The sequence below is a fragment of the Methanogenium cariaci JCM 10550 genome, assembly GCF_001315945.1.
GTDB lineage: Archaea > Halobacteriota > Methanomicrobia > Methanomicrobiales > Methanomicrobiaceae > Methanogenium > Methanogenium cariaci.
Map to the genome: position 1 here is coordinate 147,336 of NZ_BBBG01000002.1, position 22,634 is coordinate 169,969.

At 51.9% G+C, this 22,634-nt stretch carries 32 protein-coding genes, 1 tRNA gene and 2 pseudogenes; 15 read left to right on the forward strand and 20 right to left on the reverse strand.

The features are described from left to right. Positions 1-22: 22 nt before the first annotated feature. Both JCM10550_RS03015 and purM read left to right on the forward strand, forming a co-directional pair. Positions 23-1,422, forward strand: a pseudogene (locus JCM10550_RS03015) (aspartate kinase). A gap of 2 nt (positions 1,423-1,424) precedes the next feature. Continuing rightward, positions 1,425-2,432, forward strand: coding sequence for a phosphoribosylformylglycinamidine cyclo-ligase (purM, locus tag JCM10550_RS03020; RefSeq protein WP_062396859.1), 1,008 nt, complete (start codon positions 1,425-1,427; stop codon positions 2,430-2,432). A gap of 986 nt (positions 2,433-3,418) precedes the next feature. On the opposite strand, the gene JCM10550_RS24265 is transcribed toward purM, so the two are convergent. Genes JCM10550_RS24265 through JCM10550_RS03035 form a run of 4 tightly spaced genes read right to left on the reverse strand, consistent with a single transcriptional unit; the run spans position 3,419 to position 4,892 of the window. Beyond that, positions 3,419-3,604 (reverse strand): hypothetical protein, encoded by a 186-nt coding sequence (locus tag JCM10550_RS24265; RefSeq protein ID WP_281175233.1) that lies wholly within the window; start codon positions 3,602-3,604, stop codon positions 3,419-3,421. Continuing rightward, positions 3,601-3,954, reverse strand: coding sequence for a ZPR1 zinc finger domain-containing protein (locus JCM10550_RS03025; RefSeq protein WP_281175234.1), 354 nt, complete (start codon positions 3,952-3,954; stop codon positions 3,601-3,603). The genes JCM10550_RS24265 and JCM10550_RS03025 overlap by 4 nt, the downstream gene beginning before the upstream one ends. 2 nt (positions 3,955-3,956) lie before the next feature. Then, on the reverse strand, positions 3,957-4,337 hold the full coding sequence (gene sepF / locus JCM10550_RS03030; RefSeq protein ID WP_062396861.1) for a cell division protein SepF: 381 nt from the start codon (positions 4,335-4,337) through the stop codon (positions 3,957-3,959). A gap of 54 nt (positions 4,338-4,391) precedes the next feature. Then, positions 4,392-4,892, reverse strand: coding sequence for an RNA-binding protein (locus JCM10550_RS03035; protein WP_062397011.1), 501 nt, complete (start codon positions 4,890-4,892; stop codon positions 4,392-4,394). A 131-nt stretch (positions 4,893-5,023) separates the two neighbouring features. Here JCM10550_RS03035 and JCM10550_RS03040 point away from each other — a divergent pair, with 131 nt between their 5' ends. The 3 genes and pseudogenes from JCM10550_RS03040 to purF all read left to right on the forward strand — a co-directional run bounded on the left by JCM10550_RS03040 (position 5,024) and on the right by purF (position 6,930). Continuing rightward, positions 5,024-5,254 carry an LSM domain-containing protein gene (locus JCM10550_RS03040; RefSeq protein WP_062396863.1) on the forward strand — a complete coding sequence of 77 codons (231 nt, stop codon included), beginning with the start codon at positions 5,024-5,026 and terminating at the stop codon, positions 5,252-5,254. A 25-nt stretch (positions 5,255-5,279) separates the two neighbouring features. Continuing rightward, on the forward strand, positions 5,280-5,444 hold the full coding sequence (locus tag JCM10550_RS16740) for a 50S ribosomal protein L37e (RefSeq protein ID WP_083475255.1): 165 nt from the start codon (positions 5,280-5,282) through the stop codon (positions 5,442-5,444). A 33-nt stretch (positions 5,445-5,477) separates the two neighbouring features. Beyond that, positions 5,478-6,930: pseudogene (gene purF, locus JCM10550_RS03045) on the forward strand (amidophosphoribosyltransferase). A gap of 180 nt (positions 6,931-7,110) precedes the next feature. Here purF and JCM10550_RS03050 read toward each other — a convergent pair. Then, positions 7,111-7,187: transfer RNA gene (locus tag JCM10550_RS03050), tRNA-Met, on the reverse strand. A gap of 136 nt (positions 7,188-7,323) precedes the next feature. On the opposite strand from JCM10550_RS03050, the gene JCM10550_RS24270 reads away from it, so the two are divergent. The 4 genes from JCM10550_RS24270 (at position 7,324) to JCM10550_RS18035 (ending at position 8,429) form a co-directional block, all read left to right on the forward strand. Continuing rightward, a complete protein-coding gene (locus JCM10550_RS24270) occupies positions 7,324-7,446 on the forward strand; it encodes a hypothetical protein (protein WP_281175235.1) in 123 nt (40 codons plus the stop codon). A 92-nt stretch (positions 7,447-7,538) separates the two neighbouring features. After that, positions 7,539-7,748 carry a co-chaperone YbbN gene (locus JCM10550_RS03055; protein WP_062396865.1) on the forward strand — a complete coding sequence of 70 codons (210 nt, stop codon included), beginning with the start codon at positions 7,539-7,541 and terminating at the stop codon, positions 7,746-7,748. A 58-nt stretch (positions 7,749-7,806) separates the two neighbouring features. Beyond that, a complete protein-coding gene (locus tag JCM10550_RS24275) occupies positions 7,807-7,941 on the forward strand; it encodes a hypothetical protein (protein ID WP_281175236.1) in 135 nt (44 codons plus the stop codon). A gap of 299 nt (positions 7,942-8,240) precedes the next feature. After that, positions 8,241-8,429, forward strand: coding sequence for a hypothetical protein (locus JCM10550_RS18035; RefSeq protein ID WP_157199875.1), 189 nt, complete (start codon positions 8,241-8,243; stop codon positions 8,427-8,429). Positions 8,430-8,785: 356 nt separating this feature from the next. Here JCM10550_RS18035 and JCM10550_RS03065 read toward each other — a convergent pair whose 3' ends face one another. From JCM10550_RS03065 to JCM10550_RS03090, 6 genes are all read right to left on the reverse strand, one after another. Beyond that, on the reverse strand, positions 8,786-9,499 hold the full coding sequence (locus JCM10550_RS03065; protein ID WP_157199876.1) for a potassium channel family protein: 714 nt from the start codon (positions 9,497-9,499) through the stop codon (positions 8,786-8,788). Positions 9,500-9,543: 44 nt separating this feature from the next. Continuing rightward, entirely contained in the window at positions 9,544-9,732 is a 189-nt protein-coding gene (locus JCM10550_RS03070) for a hypothetical protein (protein WP_157199877.1), read from the reverse strand. A gap of 72 nt (positions 9,733-9,804) precedes the next feature. After that, positions 9,805-10,425 (reverse strand): flavin reductase family protein, encoded by a 621-nt coding sequence (locus JCM10550_RS03075; protein ID WP_245618656.1) that lies wholly within the window; start codon positions 10,423-10,425, stop codon positions 9,805-9,807. Between the two features lie 472 nt (positions 10,426-10,897). Then, the gene (locus JCM10550_RS03080; RefSeq protein ID WP_172673743.1) at positions 10,898-11,698 is read right to left on the reverse strand and encodes an ABC transporter substrate-binding protein; all 801 of its coding nucleotides are present in this window, start codon (positions 11,696-11,698) and stop codon (positions 10,898-10,900) included. Further along, entirely contained in the window at positions 11,691-12,008 is a 318-nt protein-coding gene (locus JCM10550_RS24280; protein ID WP_062396875.1) for an ABC transporter substrate-binding protein, read from the reverse strand. The genes JCM10550_RS03080 and JCM10550_RS24280 overlap by 8 nt, the downstream gene beginning before the upstream one ends. Then, on the reverse strand, positions 12,005-13,933 hold the full coding sequence (locus JCM10550_RS03090) for an Nramp family divalent metal transporter (RefSeq protein ID WP_062396877.1): 1,929 nt from the start codon (positions 13,931-13,933) through the stop codon (positions 12,005-12,007). Before JCM10550_RS03090 ends, JCM10550_RS24280 begins: the two co-directional genes overlap by 4 nt. Positions 13,934-14,134: 201 nt before the next feature. Here JCM10550_RS03090 and JCM10550_RS03095 point away from each other — a divergent pair, with 201 nt between their 5' ends. From JCM10550_RS03095 to JCM10550_RS03105, 3 genes are read left to right on the forward strand one after another with little or no spacing between them, the layout of a single operon-like run. Beyond that, positions 14,135-14,848, forward strand: coding sequence for a PAS domain-containing protein (locus JCM10550_RS03095; protein ID WP_062396879.1), 714 nt, complete (start codon positions 14,135-14,137; stop codon positions 14,846-14,848). Then, positions 14,836-15,168: a hypothetical protein gene (locus tag JCM10550_RS03100; RefSeq protein ID WP_157199878.1), complete on the forward strand. Its 333-nt coding sequence runs from the start codon at positions 14,836-14,838 to the stop codon at positions 15,166-15,168. Before JCM10550_RS03095 ends, JCM10550_RS03100 begins: the two co-directional genes overlap by 13 nt. Beyond that, entirely contained in the window at positions 15,165-15,470 is a 306-nt protein-coding gene (locus JCM10550_RS03105; protein WP_172673744.1) for an ATP-binding protein, read from the forward strand. Before JCM10550_RS03100 ends, JCM10550_RS03105 begins: the two co-directional genes overlap by 4 nt. Positions 15,471-15,611: 141 nt before the next feature. Here the strand turns inward: JCM10550_RS03105 and JCM10550_RS19490 are convergent, their stop codons facing one another. Next, on the reverse strand, positions 15,612-15,797 hold the full coding sequence (locus JCM10550_RS19490; protein ID WP_062396886.1) for a hypothetical protein: 186 nt from the start codon (positions 15,795-15,797) through the stop codon (positions 15,612-15,614). Further along, positions 15,755-16,645, reverse strand: a complete 891-nt coding sequence (locus JCM10550_RS03115) for an AI-2E family transporter (RefSeq protein WP_062396888.1) — start codon at positions 16,643-16,645, stop codon at positions 15,755-15,757. Before JCM10550_RS03115 ends, JCM10550_RS19490 begins: the two co-directional genes overlap by 43 nt. A gap of 1,513 nt (positions 16,646-18,158) precedes the next feature. Here JCM10550_RS03115 and JCM10550_RS03130 point away from each other — a divergent pair. The 3 genes from JCM10550_RS03130 (at position 18,159) to JCM10550_RS03140 (ending at position 19,632) form a co-directional block, all read left to right on the forward strand. Then, the gene (locus JCM10550_RS03130) at positions 18,159-18,677 is read left to right on the forward strand and encodes a DUF2254 family protein (RefSeq protein WP_172673745.1); all 519 of its coding nucleotides are present in this window, start codon (positions 18,159-18,161) and stop codon (positions 18,675-18,677) included. A gap of 119 nt (positions 18,678-18,796) precedes the next feature. Continuing rightward, positions 18,797-19,111 (forward strand): hypothetical protein, encoded by a 315-nt coding sequence (locus JCM10550_RS03135; RefSeq protein WP_157199880.1) that lies wholly within the window; start codon positions 18,797-18,799, stop codon positions 19,109-19,111. Beyond that, entirely contained in the window at positions 19,108-19,632 is a 525-nt protein-coding gene (locus tag JCM10550_RS03140; protein WP_218185089.1) for a hypothetical protein, read from the forward strand. The genes JCM10550_RS03135 and JCM10550_RS03140 overlap by 4 nt, the downstream gene beginning before the upstream one ends. A 61-nt stretch (positions 19,633-19,693) precedes the next feature. Here the strand turns inward: JCM10550_RS03140 and JCM10550_RS03145 are convergent, their stop codons facing one another. The 7 genes from JCM10550_RS03145 to JCM10550_RS21680 form a co-directional block, all read right to left on the reverse strand. Continuing rightward, positions 19,694-20,113 (reverse strand): hypothetical protein, encoded by a 420-nt coding sequence (locus JCM10550_RS03145; RefSeq protein WP_062396899.1) that lies wholly within the window; start codon positions 20,111-20,113, stop codon positions 19,694-19,696. Beyond that, positions 20,110-20,307, reverse strand: a complete 198-nt coding sequence (locus JCM10550_RS03150; protein ID WP_062396902.1) for a hypothetical protein — start codon at positions 20,305-20,307, stop codon at positions 20,110-20,112. The genes JCM10550_RS03145 and JCM10550_RS03150 overlap by 4 nt, the downstream gene beginning before the upstream one ends. Continuing rightward, a complete protein-coding gene (locus JCM10550_RS21675) occupies positions 20,288-20,473 on the reverse strand; it encodes a hypothetical protein (RefSeq protein ID WP_245618657.1) in 186 nt (61 codons plus the stop codon). The genes JCM10550_RS03150 and JCM10550_RS21675 overlap by 20 nt, the downstream gene beginning before the upstream one ends. Next, positions 20,470-21,744 (reverse strand): aldo/keto reductase, encoded by a 1,275-nt coding sequence (locus tag JCM10550_RS03155; RefSeq protein WP_245618658.1) that lies wholly within the window; start codon positions 21,742-21,744, stop codon positions 20,470-20,472. Before JCM10550_RS03155 ends, JCM10550_RS21675 begins: the two co-directional genes overlap by 4 nt. Before the next feature lie 54 nt (positions 21,745-21,798). Beyond that, complete coding sequence (locus tag JCM10550_RS03160) at positions 21,799-22,023, reverse strand: hypothetical protein (RefSeq protein ID WP_062396904.1); 225 nt, start codon at positions 22,021-22,023, stop codon at positions 21,799-21,801. An 89-nt stretch (positions 22,024-22,112) separates the two neighbouring features. Beyond that, positions 22,113-22,421: a proline dehydrogenase family protein gene (locus tag JCM10550_RS03165; RefSeq protein ID WP_245618684.1), complete on the reverse strand. Its 309-nt coding sequence runs from the start codon at positions 22,419-22,421 to the stop codon at positions 22,113-22,115. Beyond that, positions 22,418-22,633, reverse strand: a complete 216-nt coding sequence (locus JCM10550_RS21680) for a hypothetical protein (protein ID WP_062396908.1) — start codon at positions 22,631-22,633, stop codon at positions 22,418-22,420. The genes JCM10550_RS03165 and JCM10550_RS21680 overlap by 4 nt, the downstream gene beginning before the upstream one ends. Position 22,634: the final 1 nt, after the last annotated feature.

Consider the following 22,634-nt stretch of genomic DNA (forward strand, 5'->3'; position numbering starts at 1 on the left):
TGGAGCCAAAATGAGGCTTTTAATGAAATTTGGCGGCACTTCGGTCGGTGATCAGGAATGTATCGGCCGTGTTGTCGGAATACTAAACCATTACCATACTGCGGGCAATGAGCTCTGTGTGGTGGTTTCAGCGATGTCTGGAGTTACCGATCAGCTCCACGCAATCGCGGCGGAGATTGAAGGTGTACGTGATGATCCGCCCATTGATACGTTTATTACCTCAATGCGGACACGGCACGGAAAGGTGGTTCAGGCAGTGGCACCCGGTGAATATGACACTGTTATGGAGGTCATCGATGAGCGGCTCTGTAACCTGAAGAATATTCTTACCGCTGTCCATAATCTGCGGGAGCTGACCCCCCCCGATCGCGTGATTATATCATATCGTTTGGGGGGGAACGCCTCTCCGCCCTCATTGTCTCTGCGGCATTGCGGGAAGCGGGTGTCCCCCCCTCACTGGCACTGAGCGGTTGTGAGGCTGGTATCCGGACGACAGACCGGCACGGATGTGCCGCGGTCCTGCCGGAGAGCAGAACCCACATCCAGTCCCACGTCATCCCGCTTCTCGGGGGGGATTCGGTGCCGGTTATCATGGGCTACATGGGCTGCACCGGTGACGGGATCGTGACGACCCTCGGGCGCAGCGGTTCAGACTATTCGGCTGCTATCGTAGGTGCTGCCATCGATGCAGATGAGATCTGGATCTGGACCGACGTAGACGGGGTGATGACCGCTGACCCCCCCGGCTGATTGAGGACGCGCGTGTGCTCCCCCCCAGTGTCTCATATCACGAGGCGATGGAACTCTCGTTTTTCGGGGGGGCAAAGGTGCTGCATCCGCGTTCCATTGAACCGGCAATGCAGAGAGGAATCCTTGTCCGGGTAAAAAATACCTTCAATCCGGCGGCAGCAGGATCCTGTGTGATGGACACGAGCACACCCGACCACCGGGTGGTGAAGGCCATTACCTACATCGACAAGGTCTCTTTGATCAACATCACCGGTGCCAGATGGTCGGGCGACCGGGAGTTGCCCGTGCCATCTTCTCCGCACTGGCTGAGCTTGAGGTGAATGTCATGATGATCTCACAGGGTCGTCTGAGGCAAATATCTCTCTCATTGTGGATGATGAACACCTGGCCGCTGCCCTTGCCGCCCTCAATGAGGTGATGCAGAGAGGATATATCCAGGAAGTGGGACATGACCGTAATGTGGTGGCGGTTGCTGTAGTCGGCGTCGGTATGGCCGGTTCACCCGGCATATCCGGCCGGATATTCACGGCCCTCGGGCGTGAGAAGATCAACCTCATGATGATCTCGCAGGGATCATCTGAGGTGAATGTCTCATTTGTGGTGAAACAGGCAGACGGGCAGCGGGCCGTCCGTGTGCTGCATGATGAATTCGGGCTTGCAAAGGAGAGTTAAAGATGAAAGGACTCATCAGAAAACATACATACAGTGAAGCGGGCGTGGATATCGGGCTGGAGGCAACGGCGGTGAAGGCACTCGTCTCCACCATGACCTTCCGGCGGGAAGGTGACTGCGCACCGGCGGGCGGCAGTGGGCATTTTGCCGGTCTGATTGAGTTTGGCGACTACTATCTTGCGATGGCGGTGGACGGTGTCGGCACCAAGATGCTGGTTGCCGATGTGATGGAGGACTGGAGCACCATCGGCATTGACTGCATTGCGATGAACGTAAACGACCTCTATGTGATGAATATCGAGCCCGTTGCCTTTGTCGATTATGTGGCCACCGATAAACTCTCCATAACGAAGATGGAGCAGGTGGGCATGGGCTTAAACGAGGGGGCCCGGCAGGCAAATATGACGATCATCGGCGGCGAGACAGCGACCCTGAAGGGCATGGTGACCGGCCTTGACGTGGCGGGCACCTGTCTGGGCATCCAGAAACAGGATGCGATCATCACCGGAGAGACAATAACTGCAGGCGATGTCATTGTGGGTGTGCCGTCCTCAGGGATTCATTCAAACGGTCTTACCCTTGCCCGTGAACTGGTGGATTCCTATGCACGCTATGATCAGGAGATGCCGTGGGGAACTACCCTTGGTGAGGAACTGCTTACCCCCCCAACCCGCATTTATGCGGGTGTACTGGATGTCACCGCTGCCTGTGATGTGCATGGCATGTGCCACATCACGGGTGGCGGCCTGCTCAACCTGAAGCGTCTGGGTGACTGGGGCTACGAGATCACCGACCCTCTCATCCCGCAGCCGATTTATCCCTGGATGCAGTCAATGGGCGATGTGGAAGAGGCAGAGATGTACCGGACCTTCAACATGGGCATGGGATATGTCTTTATCGTCCCGGAGGAGTCGGTGCCGGTGGTGCAGAAGATCTTTACCGATGCCCGACCTGTGGGCCGAATCACCGATGCGCCGGGCGTCTTCCTCCGCGGCGAACCGATAGAATAACATTTACGATATTTTTTCCTTTTTTGAGGAAATGCTACGTTTTCAGGGTAATGTTGCCCCCCCGCTTTCGAGTATCGTTAATCCCGGATGATGAGAGAAAACTGTCAGACCTGAATAATGGCGTAGTATGTATGCAGGCCGTCTGTGTGTGCCTCTTGTGTGACGGCCTGCATAAATGAGGTGGGACTTGCCCCCCCCGATTGTTCCATCAGATCGGGCGGCATCAGGGTATTGCGGTATTCTGTGATTTGAATCGGATGATTCTTTATCCGTGTGCTATCGTTTTGTCACATGTAGGGCATGCTCATTGGTATCAGTACAATACGGCTTGCATCTCCTATAACGTGCCCGGAATATGACGGGTGCATCCTCTCATACAGGACGATAAAGAAATATTTCCGTATGTGTTGCATTCGAGTCTTGGGTTGTATGTTCATCAAAGCCATCCTGCTCCTGTTCCTTCATGGGTAAAGAACATGATCAGCATGGCGGTTGGTTATCAACATATGTTGTTTACATCTGTGGGCGTTCTGCTCTTCTCCAACCACCTCCTTTGTGGTAGATGGTGCATACTGCCACACAGATAATATATATCTTTCTGCAGGTCAACTAAAAATTCCAACAAAAACGATGGTTATGATGTTAAATCGCTCTTTAACGATTGATTATCGATATTTGTTGTTTGGAGATTCTGGTATCTGAATGACCGGGAAGAAGTCCGGTATGATACCTTTTTTTCAGTGTTTTATGGCTCCTTTATGGATTGGATGCAGTGCGTAGCCGGTATCCTGAAAAATCCGGTGTTTTATCTGAGTTCAACTTTGAAACTGCATTCTCTGTGGATATTACAAGGAGTGTCTTTGGCATTTTGGTATAAACTGCAGAAGGTACTCTCCCGTCGCCTTCTTCAGCACCCCCCCGGGCATGTATCTGTTTGGGGGGTATAGGGTCTCTGTTGGTCTGCTCAGGAAAAAAAGGAGTGAGGATTACTCCATCCTGTCTTCATAGGGTATGGGCGCACTCTTTTGTGTATTCGGATGGATGATAGCACTGTTCCCATCCTCGTCCTGTACAATCAAAACAAAGGGCTCGTTGCCCGACCGCATATCTTCAATACGTGCTTTAAGTTCATGGGCACGTTCCAGTTCTTCCCCCTCCGACCAGGTGATCACGCGGTCGATGACATCTCCGATGCGGACAAGCACTCCCTCCACATTGGTGATGAACCTTCACAGATGGGTCCAGGTTCGATGAGAATGCCTAGTTCAGGTATTTCTATGGTACCGGTCGTCGAACGGACTACACGAGCTTCCATGTCCTCTGGTGAGGAGATGGCCAGGGTATACCGGGCCGGCTCGTTCTCTCCCAGGATCATTACATCGACAGAGCGGAATCCACAGGAACCGCATATCACCGTGGTAATGAGAGCGTCGGAAAAATATGGAATCTCTACGGTTTTATACAGGTATTCGATCTCTTCTGAACACTGGAGGCACGGGGGGGCGCGAATAACCCGGTCCACCTTCAGAGCCCTCCGCCGATCTTTTCGCGGGAAATCTTCACGGACATTGGTGTCAGGATCACATATTTCTGGTCGCCAAGACCGACGATATCTCCATTGATATCATGTGCAACGGCACGGAGATCCTTGAGCACCCGTTCATAGGTAATCTTGTCCATCTTCAGTCTGGATACATCGACAATGACGATATTTCCGTTATAGATCTCGTCTTTGACCCGCGGCGTATCTTTGAGGTCGTTTATTGCGGCAATCTTGACATACATAGAGGCCGGTGAAGCATCCCCTGAAGTGGATTCAAATGATGCAAGGTCCAGTTCCATATAATCTGACTCAGTAACAGACGTGGAACCCTTGCCAAGGATGGAATCCAGAAATTTAGCCATGAAAATCGTTTTAGAGTGAATTTTATTTAATGGTATCTTTTTTCCGGAAGATCCTCAGATATCGAGATTCCAGAGTTCGTCTCCCACGTAATGGAATGTGCGCACCATCTTACCGGTCTCTGCAGCGTTGATCTCCGCTGCATCGAATGCTGCAATGCCTACTGCAAGCGGTTTGCCATAGGTTTCTTCAGTGATGAGAACCGGATGATCTGCCAGGACATCGTCACTCACGCGGACGATACCGGGACGCATCACATCGGCACCCTTTGCCATAAACCGCACGGCACCGGCATCAACAACGATGTTTCGCGCCGAAAACGGATGAGCGATGGCACCTCTGAGGGTGGGAAAGACCTGATCCTGGTATTCCATCAATAATGGCTTTTTTTCGATGAGATAGAGGGAGATGTCTCCGGTGATATCTATCAGCTCTACAGTTGTTGAGCGGAAGAGGTCGGTGTCAGTCCCAATTTCCTCTTCCAGTCCCCCCCGGAAGAGACGGGAGATATCGGATTTTCGTATGATGTGCCTTTTTCGTGAGTTTATCTTCGCCATTTTTACCATTCACCATCCATATGGGTTCTTTTTCGGGTTATCTTCCGGCCATCCGGGGGGGATGGTCGTTATATTTATGTATGTTACTGGCGCAATTATACTAATCCTCATCGATTAGAGCAGGGAATCTTATGACCAGAAGACCATTGGAAATTTTAGATAAAGCCCTTAACCAGAAACCGGTCATCGTCAGTCTCAAGGGCGGTAGGGAGATCCGGGGGGGTATTCTCCAGGGCTATGATGTTCATATGAACCTCGTCCTCGACAATGCAGAGGAAGATATTGACGGCGTGGCTGAGAAACGCGGCACTTTAATCGTCCGTGGAGACAATGTGATATACATCTCTCCATCCGTGGAATAACGTATCATTCAGGTAGGTGAAAAAAATGAGTAAAGGCACACCCTCAATGGGTAAACGGCAGAAAACAACGCATATTGTCTGCAGACGCTGTGGTAAGATTTCATTCCACAAGCGCCATGGAGTATGTGCGTCGTGCGGGTTTGGAAAGTCTCCTCGCCTGCGTAAGTATAACTGGAATTCGAATAACTAGATTACCCGATTTCACTGATTTTAGGAATTTATTATGTGTGGAATTGTCGGCGTCGTCGATTCAGGCGATGTCTCATTCCCCCCCCTGTATTATGCACTTTACGCCCTGCAACACAGGGGGGGTCAGGAGAGCGCGGGTATTGCAACATTCGATGGTCTGACGCTGTATAAAGAAAAGAGCCACGGCCTTGTTGCGGAAGTGTTTGATAAGAAAGTCCTTTGCGGTCTGAGAGGGGGGGAACCGGTGTCGGGCATGTCCGTTACCCGACAACAGGGGGGGAGAAGATCCCGGAGAACATCCAGCCTTTCACCTTCACCTTCCGGGGGGGCCGGAAGGTGGCACTTGCCCACAACGGAAATCTTGTCAATACTCTCAGTCTCAGGGAGGAATATGAAAAACGCGGGCAGATATTCTGCACGACAGCAGATACCGAGGTGATCGGCAACATCCTCGCTGATGAATACCGGGTGTCGGAGGATGTCACAGAGGCTGTTGCCATGTGCATGCACCGCCTTCAGGGTTCCTACTCAGTTGTGATGATGCTTGACGATGAAGTCTGGGCATTCCGTGATCCACTGGGTATCCGCCCGCTGTGTATCGGAAGAACGGAGACCGGGTATGTGGTGGCGTCAGAGTCTGTCGCCATTGATGCGCTGGGCGGCTTGTTTATGCGTGATGTCCGTCCGGGTGAACTGGTCTGTCTGAAAAAAGATGGCATCGAGTCTCATCAGATTGCCGAGGCCTCTCACCGGGCACACTGCATCTTTGAGTATGTCTACTTTGCCCGGCCGGATTCGGTCATCGATGGGCGTCTCGTCTATGACGTACGGCGTCGTATCGGTCACTCGCTGTTTGAGGAAGCACCGGTGGATGCTGATCTGGTATCTCCGGTTCCTGACTCCGGGATGGCACATGCGGCAGGGTATGCGGAGGCGTCAGGCATCCGCTACCGTGAGGGTCTCATCAAGAATCGTTACATGGGTCGGACATTCATCATGCCTACGCAGGAAGCCCGCGAGGCTGCGGTCCGGATCAAACTGAATCCCGTCCGGGGCCATCTCAGGGACCGGTCTTTGATCCTCATTGATGATTCCATCGTCCGGGGGGGACCACCTCACGCCGTCTGGTGAACATTGTCCGTGATGCAGGGGGGGCAAGAGAGGTGCACATGCGTATCGGATCGCCTGCCATCAAAGCTCCGTGTTATCTGGGTGTGGATATGCCCACTCGTGCCGAGCTGATTGCGAGCGACCTTGATAATGATGAAGTCTGTATGTCCATCGGGGGGGCGACATCCCTTCATCACATTTCCATCTCAGCACTGATCCGTGCAATTGGTATTCCGAAAGAAGATCTCTGTACTGGGTGTCTGACCGGGGGGGAGTACCCCCTTGCCATCGGCAAGGAACGCTGCTGTCCGCGTGAGGTCACCTGCGTTGCAAAACACTATCAGGCGGGACTGGAGTCATTCTCCGGGGGGGAATGACTATCTCCCCCCCTGATTTTTTCTGACTGTTTTACGTTTGTATATTCCTGGCGCCGTTTCAGTAAAGCGAACGGGGGGGATGATGTGTCCGTCTCAGAATACTAAAATAACTCATGTTCTGATCGATGTAATGGAAAAAAACAAAAATCATTCCGTTGAAATGATAAAAAATGTTCAGAATAGCGAGGGATGGATTTGAACCATCGATCTACGGGTTATGAGCCGTCGGGATTTCCTAACTACCCCCCCACCTCGCTTCACAGTGTGTGTCATACTACTATGGTTCGTACCATGATATATGTTTTCATTTGAATGTGCGGGTTCTCCGTGTTTCGGGATGTGAACGGTCCATTTCCAGCAGGGTTAAGTGGATGTGGACCACTTTTTCCTTTTATGGTCGATGATATTTCGGATGAGGATGAACTCGCAGGCCTGCGCGAGAAGCGTGCCGGGGGATCTGAAGAGTCGGGTGAATGTTCCTGCCGGATTCCCTGGTACGGTCAGAGAGGTGACTGACATGAATATCCATGATCTCATTTCTACTCACCAATACCTTGTGGTAGACTGCTGGAGTGAGTGGTGTGGTCCGTGTATGACGATGGCCCCCGGTGATTGATGAGCTGGCAGTGGAGTTTGCAGGAATGGTCACTATCGGAAAATGTGATGCTGACATGAATCCGGAGATAATGGAAGCTTTCCAAATCTCCGCCGTTCCGACTCTGCTTTTCTTTGCAAACGGGTCTCTTGCGGGGAGACTCACCGGCGTGCATTCCGGTGAGGGGATACGTACGTCCTTGGTGCGGATCTTTGGGCTCTGAATGATATTGTCCGTTAATACATGCCGTATTGACCCCCCCTTTTGGAGATGGGGCCCAGGTGGCAAAGGAGTTCCTGCCGGAGTTGTATGATCCTGAAAATGGCGAGATATTGATGGTTGTATTAAGGATAACGAGTATGGGATCTGCCGATTATCTATATGTCTATCTGTGGGGGCCACCTGTCAGGTTCTGATCATTTGGGGGGGTTTTTTCTGCGCGATTGCACGCCTGTACTCTCTTTCTGGGAGTTTCCGGGGGGGGAGGAATTCTGGTGAAATCCTGTTGGATCTGGAAAATGCCGGGTATTTTTGATTTTTTTGAGGTATTTCCCTGAGGTGTTCCTCATTTTTCACAAATTTCCCCCCTGATATTAAATTAGATGGATATTTGTCGTTATTTAATTTTTTTTAGAATTCCAGGTTCGGATCCGGTGGTGCAGCCTCCGCAACATATATATATGCGCCACTGTGACTATCATTTTGTAGAGATACCATGGAGTTCATGAGAATTAGCGGGTTCGAGTGCCTGAAACCAATGCGGGAGTATGATCTGGAAGAGCGGGATGAGCTCGTCTGTTCCTCTGTTTCTGATGTATACTGTCTGGATTATGAGTCGTCATGGCATGTGAGCGACCACGATGAGATTCGTATCATGGTTTCAGAACGCGATGAAGCAGACTGAGACGATCTGCATCATACCTGGCCGGGATTGATTCAATAGGTGAATGCCCGGGGATATGCAAGAGGGCATCCCCCCCGGGTTTTGGTTATATTCTTTTTTGTCCTGTTCGTGTGGATATTCGGGCAATAAACCGTATTTGGGTTTATATGATCGGGGTTCTGTTCTCATTCCTGCCAAAGAGAGATCTCTTGTGGTCCCGGCTGAAAGACTTTCGTTTGCTGATGTCGTTGTTGTGGTGTGCTTTGGGTTCTGTTCTCACAGAAGAGTGGGTCTGGTATTCTCCTCGTCCCGCAATGTAGTCGGTTCCTGGTGACAGGTTCGCAGGTCCTGTGGTCAGGAAATATTTTTTCATTCACTCATTTTCGTTCTTCATCCTCTGATGCTGTGTTCCATCCGACGATTCCGACCAGACGGGAGACAAAGACCGCAAGGAAGATGACTCCGGTTATTGCCTCAACCATTGCAAGAGACTGGGTGACTCTCATCGTCGGGATGATATCTCCGTAGCCGGTGGTGGTGAGTGTGATAAAACTGAAATAAAGGAGGTTTCCAAAGGTCAGGTGTTCTCCTGCTGGCATGATGGCCGGAGTATAGGAGAACGCTGTCGCTGACATCTCCGCAGCGGTGGCATACATACTGGCCCAGAGCAGACCTATCAACAGGTAGACGCAGACTGCTCCGTATATGGTGTCCCGGTTTACGTGTCTGGTGGTGAGAATCCGGTGTACGATAATCGCAATAATAACACTGAAGAAGAGTGCTGATGTGAGGGCCGACCCGATAATGACTTCCGGCCTCATCCCGAAGATGGCCCGTGCCCAGAGCATGCATATCGCAGGCAACAGGAGAATAAAGGCGATCCTGAAGTGTCGGTTCCGATCAATGACTGCATAGAGTGCCAGAAAAAGAATGATATTCATCAGTACGGGAAAGATGTAGCCGTTCTGGTCAAACTCTTCTACAAACGGATAGAAGAAGATGAGCACAACGAGGGCAGTCAAAAGAAAGAGAAAACGGTTTGTTGTTCTGCCATACCACCGGGTAGTGATCCCCCCCGTCTGCCATATCATACGGTACTCCTCCTCCGTTCTATTCCGGCAGGGCAGCACTGTGCCTAAATATCGTCGTCTTCCTGATCTGTGATATATCCCGGCCAGTCTTCATCAGAGGATTCATCGCTGAACGGGATATCAATGACATCCGAACCGTCTGCCAGCACATCACCGGGTCCGATGAATGCATCCCGGCTGACCTCTGCATCCTGAATATCACCTTCTGGTGTCTTAACCCTGACCCACATCATTTTTTCTCCTCACCCCCCCTGCAGGATGGTGTGCCCCCCCTGCATTGTCTGGGGGGGAACTTAAATAATGTTTCAGGCCTTCAGGCTTCTGCCGATTTTACAGGCACGTCCCAGGAATTCTCCAACCTGCCAGTATGAATTGTCCGGCATGGAGAGCAGGAGCGGGTTTATTTCTGTGACGTCCGGTTTTCCACCGGTAAAACAGTTTTCATTGGCATATGCCCCTTTAATTTCACCGATAAAAAGGTAGTTTGTCGGGAGATCAATAGTTTCTGTAAGCTGGCATTCCAGTGTGATTGGGCAGTTCTGGATCATGGGTGCGTTCTTCAGTTCACCATAAAAGATATCAAATAGCCGGGATTTATCTTTATATTTCCCGGATACCAGACCACAATAATCGGTCTCTTCAATGAGATCTGTTCCGGGGAAGTTTACCGAGAAGGTCTTGTGCATGGTGATGCCGTCTGCCGATGCGTTTGACTTGTTAATCCCGATGGCGATCATAGGAGGATTCACATTCGCCCGTGTCACCCATCCGACAGTCAGAAAGTTGGGGGGGCGGTTGTTCAGGCAGGTTCCGACAATGGTGACAGGCATGGGGGGGCAGATGAATACATTTTTTCCGATCGCTTTTTTCTCTGTCTCATACCGTCTCATCCCATTGGTTTTTTGTGCTGTATTTTGTGCCATCATCTCATGTGTCTCCTGATGAACTCCGCGCACACTGGCCTTCCAAGCCCCCCCGACGAACCTGCCAGACGTGGATAAACGTTGAATCGTGTTGCTGTTATTTATATATATGTCAGGCTGCACATATTCGGGTGGGGATTGTCGATTTGAATCTGTATGGTCGGTTAAATTAAAAAAGACGTTGATTATTGTGGTTATTCTGCATATGTCCAAATTTGTGCCCATTTTGCCTCTAAATTCCAAAATAAATGGACATTCGGGCATATCATGCCCCCCCATTTCATCCACACGTCAGGATCTCATCGAAGCTGGCCCGTTTCGTTACTGGGCAGGGTTTGTTCTCTTTTGTGTGAACAAAACGGTCTATAGCAATGCGCTGTGCTATGGGGCCAAACCCTTTAGTGGGTGGTGATCTCGGTCGTGGTGATCTCCTTCCATGAAACCCGTTTCCATACCCCCCCATTTTCAATCCGCATTACGTCATAGGCGGGGGGGATTCCACCGTCATCCTCAAAGACTTTTGGGCCACAGGCACCCAGATGCCGGATCTTTCCGAATGCATCACGGATCTCATCCGCCGAGTAACCCCCCCATGCCGGATGGCCTCTGTTACAACCATCATGGTGTCGTAGGAATAAGGGGGCCATCCAGTTGACCGTGCTGTCTTTGGCCCGTATCTGATATTCACGGATGAATACCGGGTCGCGAACCTCGCTTGCCTGCATTGTGGCGATGAACCCTTCCGTATACGGGCCGACATGGGAATAGAGTTCAGTGGTAACGATACCGTCTGACCCGACCCAGGCGACATTAAGCCTCTGTGCTCTGCTTCCTTCAGGATGTAATCTGCCTCAGTAACATGGGAGATGAGGGCGACACCGTCCGTTCCGGAGGTACGGATGGCCGCTATTTCACTGGTGAAGGTGCGTTGCCCCCCCTCCTCAAAGGGTATCACCTGTTGTACGGTAAAGCCACTCTCATCCTGTGCATTCACAAATGAATCCATCAGGCCGGTGCCATAGGTATTGTTGATATAGAGAACGGTTATCTTGTCTGTGTCGGGGGGGTGGAAGATCCGGAATATTCGGGCCATGCCCCGTCCTTGATAGAGATCCGATGAGATCGTCCGGAATACATACGGACTATATCCGCTCAGTTCCGGTGTGGTTGCCGCTTGGGAGACGAGAACGATCTGTTCCTCTTTAGCAACCGCTGCACACGCAAGAGCACCGGCACTGGTGATATCGCCAATGAACACAGGAATGCCTTCATCCACCCCCCCTTCCCTCATGAGTTTTGCCGCCCGGTCGGGGGTAACCCCCCCATGTGTTCTTATATACGGCCACCACATCCTTGCCACCGATGCCCCCCCCTTTGGCGTTGATCTCATCGACTGCGATGTCTATGCCTACCTTTACATCCGAACCATATTCTGCAAGACCTCCGGTGAGCGGGAGTATAATACCGATTCTTATCGTGTCCTCGTCTCCGTAATCAGGTGTGTTTACAAAAGTACCGAAGAGGATGAAACCGCAGATGAGACCTGCGAAGATGAAGGGCAGGAAATCAAGGGCTTTCTGTTTCATCTCTTTTCCTCCCCCCCGTCTGGTGTTGGTTCATCATCGTTTTTTTCTTCGAACCGGGTCGTGAGTGCGTAGCCCTTCATGCGGACGATATAGCAGAAGAGCATTACTCCCAGAGTTATCGCAAAGACCATCGGCAGCAGGCTGGCCCGGACGATGACCAGAAATTCGGCAAAGGAGGCAATGTCCGATAAGAGAGGGACAATGATGAAGATATGTATCATCTCGACAATGACCACGAGTATGAATCCCCGGAGATAGGTGATATTTCCCCCCCGGAGCATCCGGGTATAGAATCCTGCCACAACGCCCGCCACAATGGCTGCCACCGCACAGGCGAGGGCGGTCTTCTCCGCACCAGGAATCTGGTAGCGATATGCCGCACCGATAATTCCTGCACATGCCCCCCCGATGATCGGACCTCCGACAATACCTGCGAGGATTGGGCCGAGGTCACGGAAGTTGATGATTAAACTCATAGGGGGGATGCCGCGGAATGTACCGTAGATGGAGATCAGCCCGAAGATGAGAATCGTCCATAACTGGTCGATCCATGTAGTTTTTCCCTGAATGACATCCCGGAAGAGCGTGGTTCCAGCAAAGATAAAGATTATGAAGGCGACGACGATCATGCGTTCTGCAAGCGGCAGGCCGAACTTGATGATTCCCTCTTCCATAAAGAGTGCCATTAAAAGAAAGATGAGACTGCCGACGGTCATGACGGCGGTCCAGATACGATTGGGCCTTTCCGGATCTTTGATCTCCATGTTGAGATAGATCAGGATGAATCCCATCACCGCAAAGAAGACTGAGGCAATAGCCGAGACCCCCCCGTGGACCAGTGCCATCGGTTCCCCGATGATGACACCGCTCACGATGATCGCCGTGAAGATGAGAAGGGTGAGGCGGAAGGTGGTTCGCTCTTTCCATTTCATCCCGTAACTGGAGTGTAGGATCTCGGATACGGCCCGGGCCCGGCCGTCCATACCGGTCAGCACCGCACCAAACATGATGAGGTAACCCGTTGCAAGAAAGGTCTGGGGGGGGCCGTATGGGATGGAAGCGATGATATAGAGTACCTGGGCAATGAGCGCATCAACGCTGAAGGTCTCGCCGTGGGCCAGGTAGGAGATGGAGAAGCCGGTGACGCCGAGAGATGTAAAGAGGACGGTGATGATACCCACAAAGAGGAAGGCGAGGATGAGGTCAAGATTGACTTTATGAATGGTCTTCTGGTAGAATGATGGCCCCTTCTCATCACCTGCCTTCTCTTTAAGCCAGATGGAGTATAAAAGCAGGTTCAGCGACGATCCGACTGCGCCCATGAGGGCCATGATCGAGAGCAGGGACCCGGGGGGAATTTTCGGCACTATTCCCGGCAGCATCGCAGTAAAGGAGATAGGGAACTGGGTTAGGGAGAATGCAATGCCAAAGAAGAGGAGAAGGGCGATCAGGATAATCGTATGTTCCAGCCGTTCATAGGACTCTTTCCAGAGCAGGATGAGGATGGCGGAAAGGGATATGAAGACAATCATTCCGGTTGAGTTGATGCCCGGGACGATGTAATCCATGAAGATGGCGCCCAGAAGCAGCATACCTGCAAAGGCGAACATCTCAAGAAGATAGATGATCATCACGAGAATCCCTCCCCCCCAGTTTTTTGGTCCGGGAATGGAGACCAGGCCCTGAAAGATGGTCTTTCCGGTGATCATCGTATAGCGGGCGATACCGTTTACGAATGCGAATTTATAGATAAGGGTAATGGCGATGACCCAGATGAGTGCGTATCCGAAGTGTGCACCGATCTCGACAGCCTCTGCGATACCGCTCTCGCCTGCGGCAGCGACTGCCAGCAGAAGTCCGGGCCCGAGAAACCGGAGGTAATCATGCGCCTGATTTATGATTGTGCAACTGAATTTTTCGGCCATTTCCGCTTGTCTCTGAATAATTTTTTATATCAGGGTACTTAATGCTAGTGAAATCAGTGCGTGACAGAGGCCTGAGGATGAACCTTTTTTAGTATGCCTCACACAGTAATGGATATGCAGATTGATGCAGTCCTGATTTTGGGGAATTCAGCGTTTCTGCATATTTCTGAGAGGTGATCACGTTTGTCTGCAGGAGAAGATATGCCATTACCGGATGTATGCCACGGATTATGTGAGAATGCGCCGCATGCGATGCTCATTGCAGATTCAGGAGGGAACATTGTTTGGGCCAATGCAGCGGCAGCCCGGATTCTCGGCAGGGAATCACCGGCCGAGCTCTTTGGGAACACGGTCATGGCCGTTCTCTTCTCCCCCCCCGGCATAAGTAACTGGGATGAGCTCTCTTCCCGGATCCAAAAAACCGGAACCTTTACCGGTTCTGTTATTTCCCGGGAACGGATGGATGCCGGTGCCACTCTCGATATCAGAGTCTCCCATGCAGCAGAGGTGGAGAAGGAATGGTATTACCTCTACCCCCCCGTTCCCGGAACGGTGGCCACCGCGGCTCCGGCACAGCATGATGAAGACCGGCTCAGTCTGGCTCTTCAGTGTGCTGGCCTCGGAGTCTGGGATGTGGATCTCAATTCCGGTGATATTAGGGTGGACGAGCGCTGCGCAGAGATGATCGGCTACCGGCGGGAAGAGCTGGCGTCCCTCACCAGAGATGAGTTTCTGGAATATCTCCATCCGGACGATCGTGATGCGTGGTTCCATTTTGCTTCCGGGTGGAGTGAGGGCAAAAACCTGACCGGCACCTATGAGATGCGTATGCGGCATAAGGACACTACCTGGGTCTGGATCCGTTCGCGGTGGCAGGTCTTCCAAAGCCCTGAGACGCGCCGGTGCTTCGGGTGACGGGTGTTCATCAGGATATCACCAATACGGTCAGAAAAGACGATGCCATTCATGAGGCACAGAAGAAGATTGCGATGCTCTCGTCCGTTACCCGGCATGACATTCTCAATCAGGTGACGGTCATCCGCATGCTCTTTGACATTATGGAGATGACAGGAGAAGTGCCTGTTGACTCGGATACCTGGATGCAGCTCTCAAAAATAAATGATTCGGCAATCACCATCGAACGTCAGATAGGCTTTACCCGTGACTATGAGGATCTGGGGTCGCAACCCCCCCTGCCTGGCAGCATATCGGGGGGGATTTGGTGGACCGGGTGACGGTCACGTCTGACGTCTCCCATCTGACGGTTATCTGTAGCTGCCGGAATCTGGTAGTCTATGCCGATCCAATGCTGGAGCGGGTGATGCATGAAATCTTCATGAATACTACCCTGCATGGGGGTGACGTGACCACCATTACGGTCTCCTGTTTGACGAAGTCGGATGGTACGGCGGTAGTAGATATATCGGATGATGGTGTCGGTATCGCCGATAACCGGAAAGAGCGGATCTTCTCACGGGGGGCATTGGGATCAAAACCCGTTACGGTTTGTATCTCTCGCGGGAAATTCTGTCAGTGACAGGCATCACCATCCAGGAGACCGGCACAGAGGGAACAGGTGCGGTCTTCTCTCTTTCAGTGCCGCAGGATAATTGGAAGATACCACGGGATGATCCCGTCTCCTCCTGAACAGAGGAGAAAAAATAACCGGCACCCTTTTTTAGGCAGTCTCTGTCTCGTCGTCACTCATGAGGACGGCAAGCCAGCGGGTGCGTTCGTCTCCTGCAAGCAGGGTTCGCAGGATGACGGTGAGGGGGGGAATGGCAAGAAACATGCCGACGATGCCCAGGACTGCCGTCCAGACTAACAGGGCGATGACGACGGCAAGCGGGGGGGTGAGCCGCATATCGTTTGCTGCAATCTTTGCGAAGACGACGTTCTCGATGATGAAGTTGAGGATGGCAATTCCTGCGAGGACGAGAAGTACCCCCTCCCCCAGCCGAACTTCAGCCATGCGAGGACGACAGCAGGCACACAGGCGATGAAGAGGCCGATATACGGGATATAGCTGAGGATGATGGTGAGCACACCCCAGAGTATGGCAAGGTCGACGCCGATCACATACAGGAATGCGCCGATGGAGCCGCCGAGGACGACATTGGTTTTTGTCCGCACGACCATGACGTCATAGGTGTTGCGGATGAGGGTGGGCAGGTTGCGGCTGAGGCTGCTTGCCGGGCCGAATGAACGGTTCAGTTTATCCTGCAGGGTGGGCAGTTCGAGCAGGATGAAGGCGGTGACCACGAGGACAAAGAATCCGTTGACGACAATCGCCGATATGTCGCCTGCGATTGTCATCGCAGGTGCGAAGAGGGTTTTGAGGCTGAAGATGCCTGAACTGAGTATCCCCCCCTGTATTGATATGCCGTATGTTTCCAGTAATGCATTCAGGCCCGTGAGGTTTGCGTTCAGTTCTTGCTGGTATTGGGGGATTTCTCCGGCAAAGATCATGAGTGAAGTGATCGCGAGCAGGAAAAGGCCGATGCCGATTAGAAGATAGATGAGGGTGATGATGCCGGTGCCTGCCCAGATTGGGACCTTCTTTTCTTCCAGCCAGACGAGCAGGGGTGCGGCGAGAAAGGCCAGCACCAGTCCTAACAGGATGACAGAGAAGACATCCGTAAACATGGTGATTCCGACAAGAATCACGAAAAGGGCGGCACATGCGACGAGGGAACGCAGGGGGGGCCCCATGGTGATTCCTTGTATTCCTGTATGCTGGGGGGGACTTTGGCATATTAGTTTACTGTTGTCCGGGAAATGGAGATATATGTTTGGATTTTAGGGGGGGAAGAGATTCTTGTTGGGGGGACCGGGATGTGATCGGTTCCGTTTTTTGCCTTGCAGGAATCCGGTAACTGGATCACCTGCGACTGGGGTGCAGGGTTTGCATTGTTTCGGGCAGTATCTCTGACATCGGTTGCCGGATACTGGTCAAATATTCAATTACGGGGGTCATTGCCGGGGGGGAAAAATGCATCCACACAGTGGGTTGGAGTGGCCGGTTCTCCGTTGAGATATGTGATACATCCTCTCAAAATCTCCATCAATGAAAACCTCTTAATGGTCTGCAATCCTCCGTGTTTTTGGCAAATAACGGACATTACGGCCGTCATTTCCCTGCAGAAAAACCCGGCAGGAAATATGCTCATTCTGCCCTCCGATTCCCGAACGCAGGTGATCAAAAAGTGTGGTCATATCAGGAAAAACGTGAAAACACCGGAGAAAATCAGATCCCCCACAGCGGCTCGGAGTGGCCGGTTTTCTGTTGAGACATGTGATACATCCTCTCTAAATCTCCATCAATGAAGACCTCTTAATGGTCTGCAATCTACCGTGTTTTCGGCAAATAACGGACATTACGGCCGTCATTTTCCGGCAGAAAAAATGGCCTGAAAATACGCTCATTCTGCCCCCCCCGATTCCAGAACGCAGGGGGGGTTCAAAAAGGGTGGTCATATCAGGAAAAACGTGAAAACACCGGAGAAAATCAGATCCCCACAGCGGCCCGGAGTGGTTGATTCTCGGTTGAGACATGCGATACATCCTCTCAAAATCTTCGTCAATGGCGACCTCTTAATGGTCTGCAATCCTCCGAATTTTTGGCAAATGCCGGACATTACGACCTCCATTTTCCAGCAGAAAAAATGGCCTGAAAATACGTCCATTATGCCCCCCGATTCCCAAACGCAGGGGGGGGATCAGAAAGTGTGGTCATATCAGGAAAAACGTGAAAACACCGGAGAAAATCAGATCCCCACAGCGGCCCGGAGTGGTTGATTCTCTGTTGAGATATGTGATACATCCTCTCAAAATCTCCGTCAATAACTACCCCTTAATAATCCACATTAATCCGTGTTTTCGGCAAATAACGGACATTACTGCCTTAATTTTCCGGGAGAAATGATGGCCTGAAAATACGCTCATTCTGCTCCCCAATCCCAAAACGCAGGGACGCAAAAAGGGTGGGAAGAGGAAACCCGAGAATAAAAAACAGAGAGATGCATTTACCCTTTGTTTACACACACCCCTGGAACCGGGTAGACGGAATATGGTATAGTAGCTTTCCCCTGCTATAATGAGGGGGGGGAGATCTTTTGGACGGTAAGATGAATAACAGGTGGTAAATTCTCATCGGAGGACTTATAATTCTTTTTCTCAAAGAATCATTATCAGAGAAGATAATATGGGGGGGAAATGCAAAAGAATGCGGGAAAAAATGTTCACTGCTTTTTCAGAAAAGAGCGATGAGCTTTCAGAGAAGTTGACCTATCTTGACAATCGAAAACCACTTTATCTCTGGGTTTCGGTCTATGGAGGATTTTTTTGTCTCGCACTATTTTTTGCCGGGGTCTCTACCTGGTTATGGCCCGGTCTCATCTTTAATTCCGATAGTGTCCGATACATCCTGGGTGCCCTCATCCAGAGTCAGGCAGCGGTCATCTCAATTGTGGTGACACTCACGCTGGTTGCCGTGCAGTGGACCGCATCGACGTATTCACCCCGCGTTGTTGAAGTGTTTAAACGGCATCCCAATATGTGGTTGCTTCTGTTTTCATATATTGTCTCAATTACCTTTTCAACAATTTTACTCACCTCAATCACAGGTGATGTAAGTTCTTTTCTTCAGCGCTTTAGCGTATTCTGTGCGATCTATCTGGGAATATTTCTCTTCGTCACCCTTTTCCCCCTACATTCTCAATACGATGAATCTGCTCAACGCTGAAAAGATATTAGTCCGGCTCTCAGGACTCATCAATGTCTCAGAAATCCGAGTCGGGGGGGACGACCCCCTTTCAGGCTTTTTTTGATATTATCTATGGGGGGGCAATCCGTAATTATGATATGACAACCATGAGCACTGGCATTGGGCTTGCTCAGGACAAATTTGAAGAAATTGTCGGTGGACATGAGGAAGGAGAGGGACGGAGATACATCACATCCCGTTTTTTTAATGACATCAAACGTTGCGGACTTTTATTGACAGAAATAGGCGAGGAAATATTTGTATTCGAGATCATTGCCCAAATAAAAGATATTGGCGAGTGGGCTGTTGGGTGTGATGATGCGGATGTCCTCCATTATTTGAATATAACACTGCAAGACATTGGGATAGCAGCAACTGAAAAAAGTCCCGGGCTGTTGTGGAATATGTCATGACAAATCTCGAAGAACTTGCACAGTTGGTTTTGGAAGAGGAAGAGGAACTTGGTAATCATTCACTGAATATACCTAATCTCATTGTCTCAATCTCATTGATTGGTCAGACGGCTGTTAGGTATGATATGGATCATTCAGTCTGCTTTGCGATACATAAAATTTCAAATTTTTGGAGGGAATCCCCCCCTCTGCTCCCATTAGCACTTCCCAATTTTAACATTGCAATGAGTGCAATAGAATCTCATTCTCCATTGGCAGATAATTATGTAAATTTGGTTATCTCGTCGATAGATGACCTGAGTGAATCCTTCTTGGAAATCGGGAATGAAGGTGCGGTTGAAGAAATATTGGACGCATTGCATCTATTTGCACATTTTGCCAACGAAAAGAGAGAAAAAGAAACTGTCGTCAAATCTTTAGATGTTATATCCAAAATTCGTGAAAGTGCACCTCCTGGAAAACTGAAGAATCTCGCAGAAATTTATCTGAATCAGTTCGGTCTTCAATATCCCGAAGCCTAACCATCATATTTTGTCGACATCCCCCCCATGGAATGTCCCGCTTCCCCCCTCAAAATAAGAATTATTCCGGAAGTAGAGCCCGGTCAACGCCGAGATGATCCGTCCAGTTTTTCAGATCCGTCAGGTTGATCTCATCTTTGCAGGTTGTATAGATATACGCCGCCTCTTCGGGTGTGCCCCGGTCGCCAGGCATCAGGATGAAGGGGGGGATGAGCAGTTCAAGGGGGGGTGCGACAAAGAAGCGTTTCCCGTTCACGATGAGCTTCAGGCGCTTTAAGTAGGCGTAGCGATCACTCTCCTGCGGGTTTGCCCGGATGTGCACATTGGGGGGGAAGAACTTTTCATCCCGTGCGATACGCACACCGCGCCGGTGATAAAGAGACGGTACCACGCCGCCCCCCCGTCTCCCCGGACTCATCACCGTAAACCCGCTCTCTAGGAGGGCTTCCATCATCTCGAAGAAGCGGTCACGGCAGATCACGGCAGGGTGAACTCCACCTCCTCGCACGGCCCGGTATGACCGAAGAGCGAGGCCGCGTATCCGCTGGTGATGGTATACCCACTGTAATTCCATATCTCATCTGCGAGTGACTCAACAAACCGGTCGGTATCTGTCTGCACCTTGCCGTCCACGGTCACGTTCCTGCCGTTCCATTCAATCTGTAATTCCTGCATTATTTGTCACGTTCCTGGTGTGCCCGGTGCGCCAGTATGCGTGTTGCAATCCCGGCGGCATGGGAGACAATCGTCCTTTTTGCCCCCCCCACAACGGGCCTTCGTATATCTGCTGCATCTCTTTGAGTGCATCAATGATGGGGATCTGCTGCGGGCAGCGTGTCATACATTTCCCGCAGGCCTGGCAGAGCCCGGCGTTTCCGGGAGCATCCCCCAGCGCCCCTCCGAGGCGGACTGCATACTCGATTTTGGCGCCCCGCCTCTGTACCTGAGAGAGTGGTTGTTCCAGAGATTAAAACACTCCGGGATATTCACGCCGTAGGGACAGGGCATGCAGTAGCCGCATCCGGTGCAGGGCACCTGCATTGCCTGCCGCCAGGCATCCCGTGCCGTTGCCATCATGATTTCCTCATCCGGGCTGAGAATGTGGGGTGTTGTCTCACGGGCGGTCTGCAGGTTTTCCGCGAGATGCCCTTCGTCATTCATGCCGGAGAGCACCACCGTCACCTCGGGATGGTTCATCACCCAGCGCAGGGCGTGGGCGGCAGGGCTTCGCTGCACGACGGCAGCGGCGTAGCTGGCCTCTGCTGCAGGCGGGACAGCGTTTGCAAGCATCCCGCCCCCGGAGGGTTCCATCACCACCACGGCAAGGTCGTTTTTGGCGGCATAGCGGAGTCCCGCGGTGCCTGCCTGATGCTCTTCATCCAGAATATTATACTGAATCTGACAGAAGGTCCAGTCCCGGGCGTCCACGATTTCGCGGAAGGTCTCCGGGTCGCCATGAAAGGAGAACCCGGCATTTTTAATCCGGCCCGTTGCCTCTGCCGTGTCAAGGAAATCCATCACCCCCCCCAGATCAAGGAGTGTGTCCCAGTTATTCCGATCCAGACTGTGCAGCAGGTAGTAGTCAATGGAACGGGTTTGCAGGCGGGAACACTGGGCGGATAGTGTCCTATCCATATCATTGCGGCTGTGTGTGGTCCACGGTGGCAGTTTGGTCGCCACCTTCACCCGTTCTCGGTATTTCCCGGCAAGCGCCCGGCCGACGAATGCCTCCGAGGCGCCCATGTGGTAGGGCACCGCGGTATCGATATAGTTCACTCCGGCATCGAATGCTGCATGGATGAGGACTGTTGCCCGCTCCTCATCAATGGCATGCCCCCCCTTCATGGGGAGGCGCATCGCCCCCCCAAACCCCCCCAGGAGCGAGAGGCGGTCGCCGGTTTTGGGGACGGTGCGGTACTGCATGTCGGGGGTGCTCCTCGGGCTGCATATGGAGAGTCTGGCAGTGATGGGATAATTATCTTTGCCGCATCTGCCGGTGTGACAATATCTCCCCCCCGGAGGTACTGCCTTGTTTCTCTCCTCCGCCCACCTGCGTTTGCCTCCGACGGACGGTGTATCTGCATGATGACCCTGTGGGGGGATACCTGCCAAATGGTTCAGATGAACCCGGGGGGGCAGGTCATGATCCCGATGACCAGTCCCCTGTCATTCAGGCGGACGTGTCCGGGCACTTGCAAGGGAGGCGAGATAGATCTCACGCCTGCGGTCGTACGAGCCGTGGTCGTTTCCATAGGGCAGGTATTCATCCACCTTCCATCCGGCGTTGGCCATCCCGATCATTGTTTTGGTTCCGAGGCCTTTCAGAAACCCGAAGGTGATGCGTGTGCGTGCCTCAGGGATAGAGTCCTGCAGCCATTGGATCAGATCCATGTCATGGGTGCCGACAGAGAATTGTGGATGCCTGCGTGAGAGAAGGAATGCCTGCGTTCGGAATGCTGCAGTAATTTCATTGCGCTGGTTCAGGTCACCGATATAGGCCCCCCCTTCACCAGGCGGACGGAGATTCCTTCGTCTGCCGCCCGGTTGAGATCCGCCGGAGTTCGTTTCAGATATGCCTGCAGGGTGAGGGTAAAGGTATATCCCTGCTCTGCTGCCTGAAAAGCACCTCCTAAGGTGTCATGTACGAGAGACATGCCCTCCATGTCGACTCCTACGGGCACACGTTTCGCCATAGCGTGGGAGAGGATCTGCTGGAGGTATTCATTATATGCCTCCGGCTGTAGGGTCACACCGATGGCAGAAGGTTTGACTGCCACTGAGGCGTTCAGGTTATGGCGGTGGATGGAAGAGATGGCATCCTCATATTCTCGGACAGCCGTCTCTGCTGCCCCCCCTGATCTTCTGCAAACTCCCCCAGGGGGGGGTGCAGCCTGCAGGTGATGCCCCCCCGTTCATTGCAGGCCCTGCACCAGGATATCGCTTCATCCAGTCCTGCGAGATGCCATCGGTTCTTTTTTTGTATCTCTATACTCTTCATCATG

Bases quoted from the DNA above. Each gene is read 5' to 3' on its own strand.
- JCM10550_RS24280 (WP_062396875.1), bottom strand. From the start codon at position 12,008: ATGAAACAGAAAGCCCTTGATTTCCTGCCCTTCATCTTCGCAGGTCTC.
- JCM10550_RS03115 (WP_062396888.1), bottom strand. From the start codon at position 16,645: ATGGGGCCCCCCCTGCGTTCCCTCGTCGCATGTGCCGCCCTTTTCGTG.
- JCM10550_RS03160 (WP_062396904.1), bottom strand. From the start codon at position 22,023: ATGGATCTGATCCAATGGCTGCAGGACTCTATCCCTGAGGCACGCACA.
- JCM10550_RS03065 (WP_157199876.1), bottom strand. From the start codon at position 9,499: ATGATATGGCAGACGGGGGGGATCACTACCCGGTGGTATGGCAGAACA.
- JCM10550_RS03070 (WP_157199877.1), bottom strand. From the start codon at position 9,732: ATGATGTGGGTCAGGGTTAAGACACCAGAAGGTGATATTCAGGATGCA.
- JCM10550_RS21680 (WP_062396908.1), bottom strand. From the start codon at position 22,633: ATGATGAAGAGTATAGAGATACAAAAAAAGAACCGATGGCATCTCGCA.
- purM (WP_062396859.1), top strand. From the start codon at position 1,425: ATGAAAGGACTCATCAGAAAACATACATACAGTGAAGCGGGCGTGGAT.
- JCM10550_RS18035 (WP_157199875.1), top strand. From the start codon at position 8,241: ATGGAGTTCATGAGAATTAGCGGGTTCGAGTGCCTGAAACCAATGCGG.
- JCM10550_RS03150 (WP_062396902.1), bottom strand. From the start codon at position 20,307: ATGCAGGAATTACAGATTGAATGGAACGGCAGGAACGTGACCGTGGAC.
- JCM10550_RS24270 (WP_281175235.1), top strand. From the start codon at position 7,324: ATGGTCGATGATATTTCGGATGAGGATGAACTCGCAGGCCTGCGCGAG.
- JCM10550_RS03140 (WP_218185089.1), top strand. From the start codon at position 19,108: ATGACAAATCTCGAAGAACTTGCACAGTTGGTTTTGGAAGAGGAAGAG.
- JCM10550_RS03090 (WP_062396877.1), bottom strand. From the start codon at position 13,933: ATGGCCGAAAAATTCAGTTGCACAATCATAAATCAGGCGCATGATTAC.
- JCM10550_RS16740 (WP_083475255.1), top strand. From the start codon at position 5,280: ATGAGTAAAGGCACACCCTCAATGGGTAAACGGCAGAAAACAACGCAT.
- JCM10550_RS03135 (WP_157199880.1), top strand. From the start codon at position 18,797: ATGACAACCATGAGCACTGGCATTGGGCTTGCTCAGGACAAATTTGAA.
- JCM10550_RS21675 (WP_245618657.1), bottom strand. From the start codon at position 20,473: ATGACACGCTGCCCGCAGCAGATCCCCATCATTGATGCACTCAAAGAG.
- JCM10550_RS03035 (WP_062397011.1), bottom strand. From the start codon at position 4,892: ATGGCGAAGATAAACTCACGAAAAAGGCACATCATACGAAAATCCGAT.
- JCM10550_RS03075 (WP_245618656.1), bottom strand. From the start codon at position 10,425: ATGATGGCACAAAATACAGCACAAAAAACCAATGGGATGAGACGGTAT.
- JCM10550_RS19490 (WP_062396886.1), bottom strand. From the start codon at position 15,797: ATGCGGCTCACCCCCCCGCTTGCCGTCGTCATCGCCCTGTTAGTCTGG.
- JCM10550_RS03095 (WP_062396879.1), top strand. From the start codon at position 14,135: ATGCCATTACCGGATGTATGCCACGGATTATGTGAGAATGCGCCGCAT.
- JCM10550_RS03130 (WP_172673745.1), top strand. From the start codon at position 18,159: ATGCGGGAAAAAATGTTCACTGCTTTTTCAGAAAAGAGCGATGAGCTT.
- JCM10550_RS03040 (WP_062396863.1), top strand. From the start codon at position 5,024: ATGACCAGAAGACCATTGGAAATTTTAGATAAAGCCCTTAACCAGAAA.
- sepF (WP_062396861.1), bottom strand. From the start codon at position 4,337: ATGGCTAAATTTCTGGATTCCATCCTTGGCAAGGGTTCCACGTCTGTT.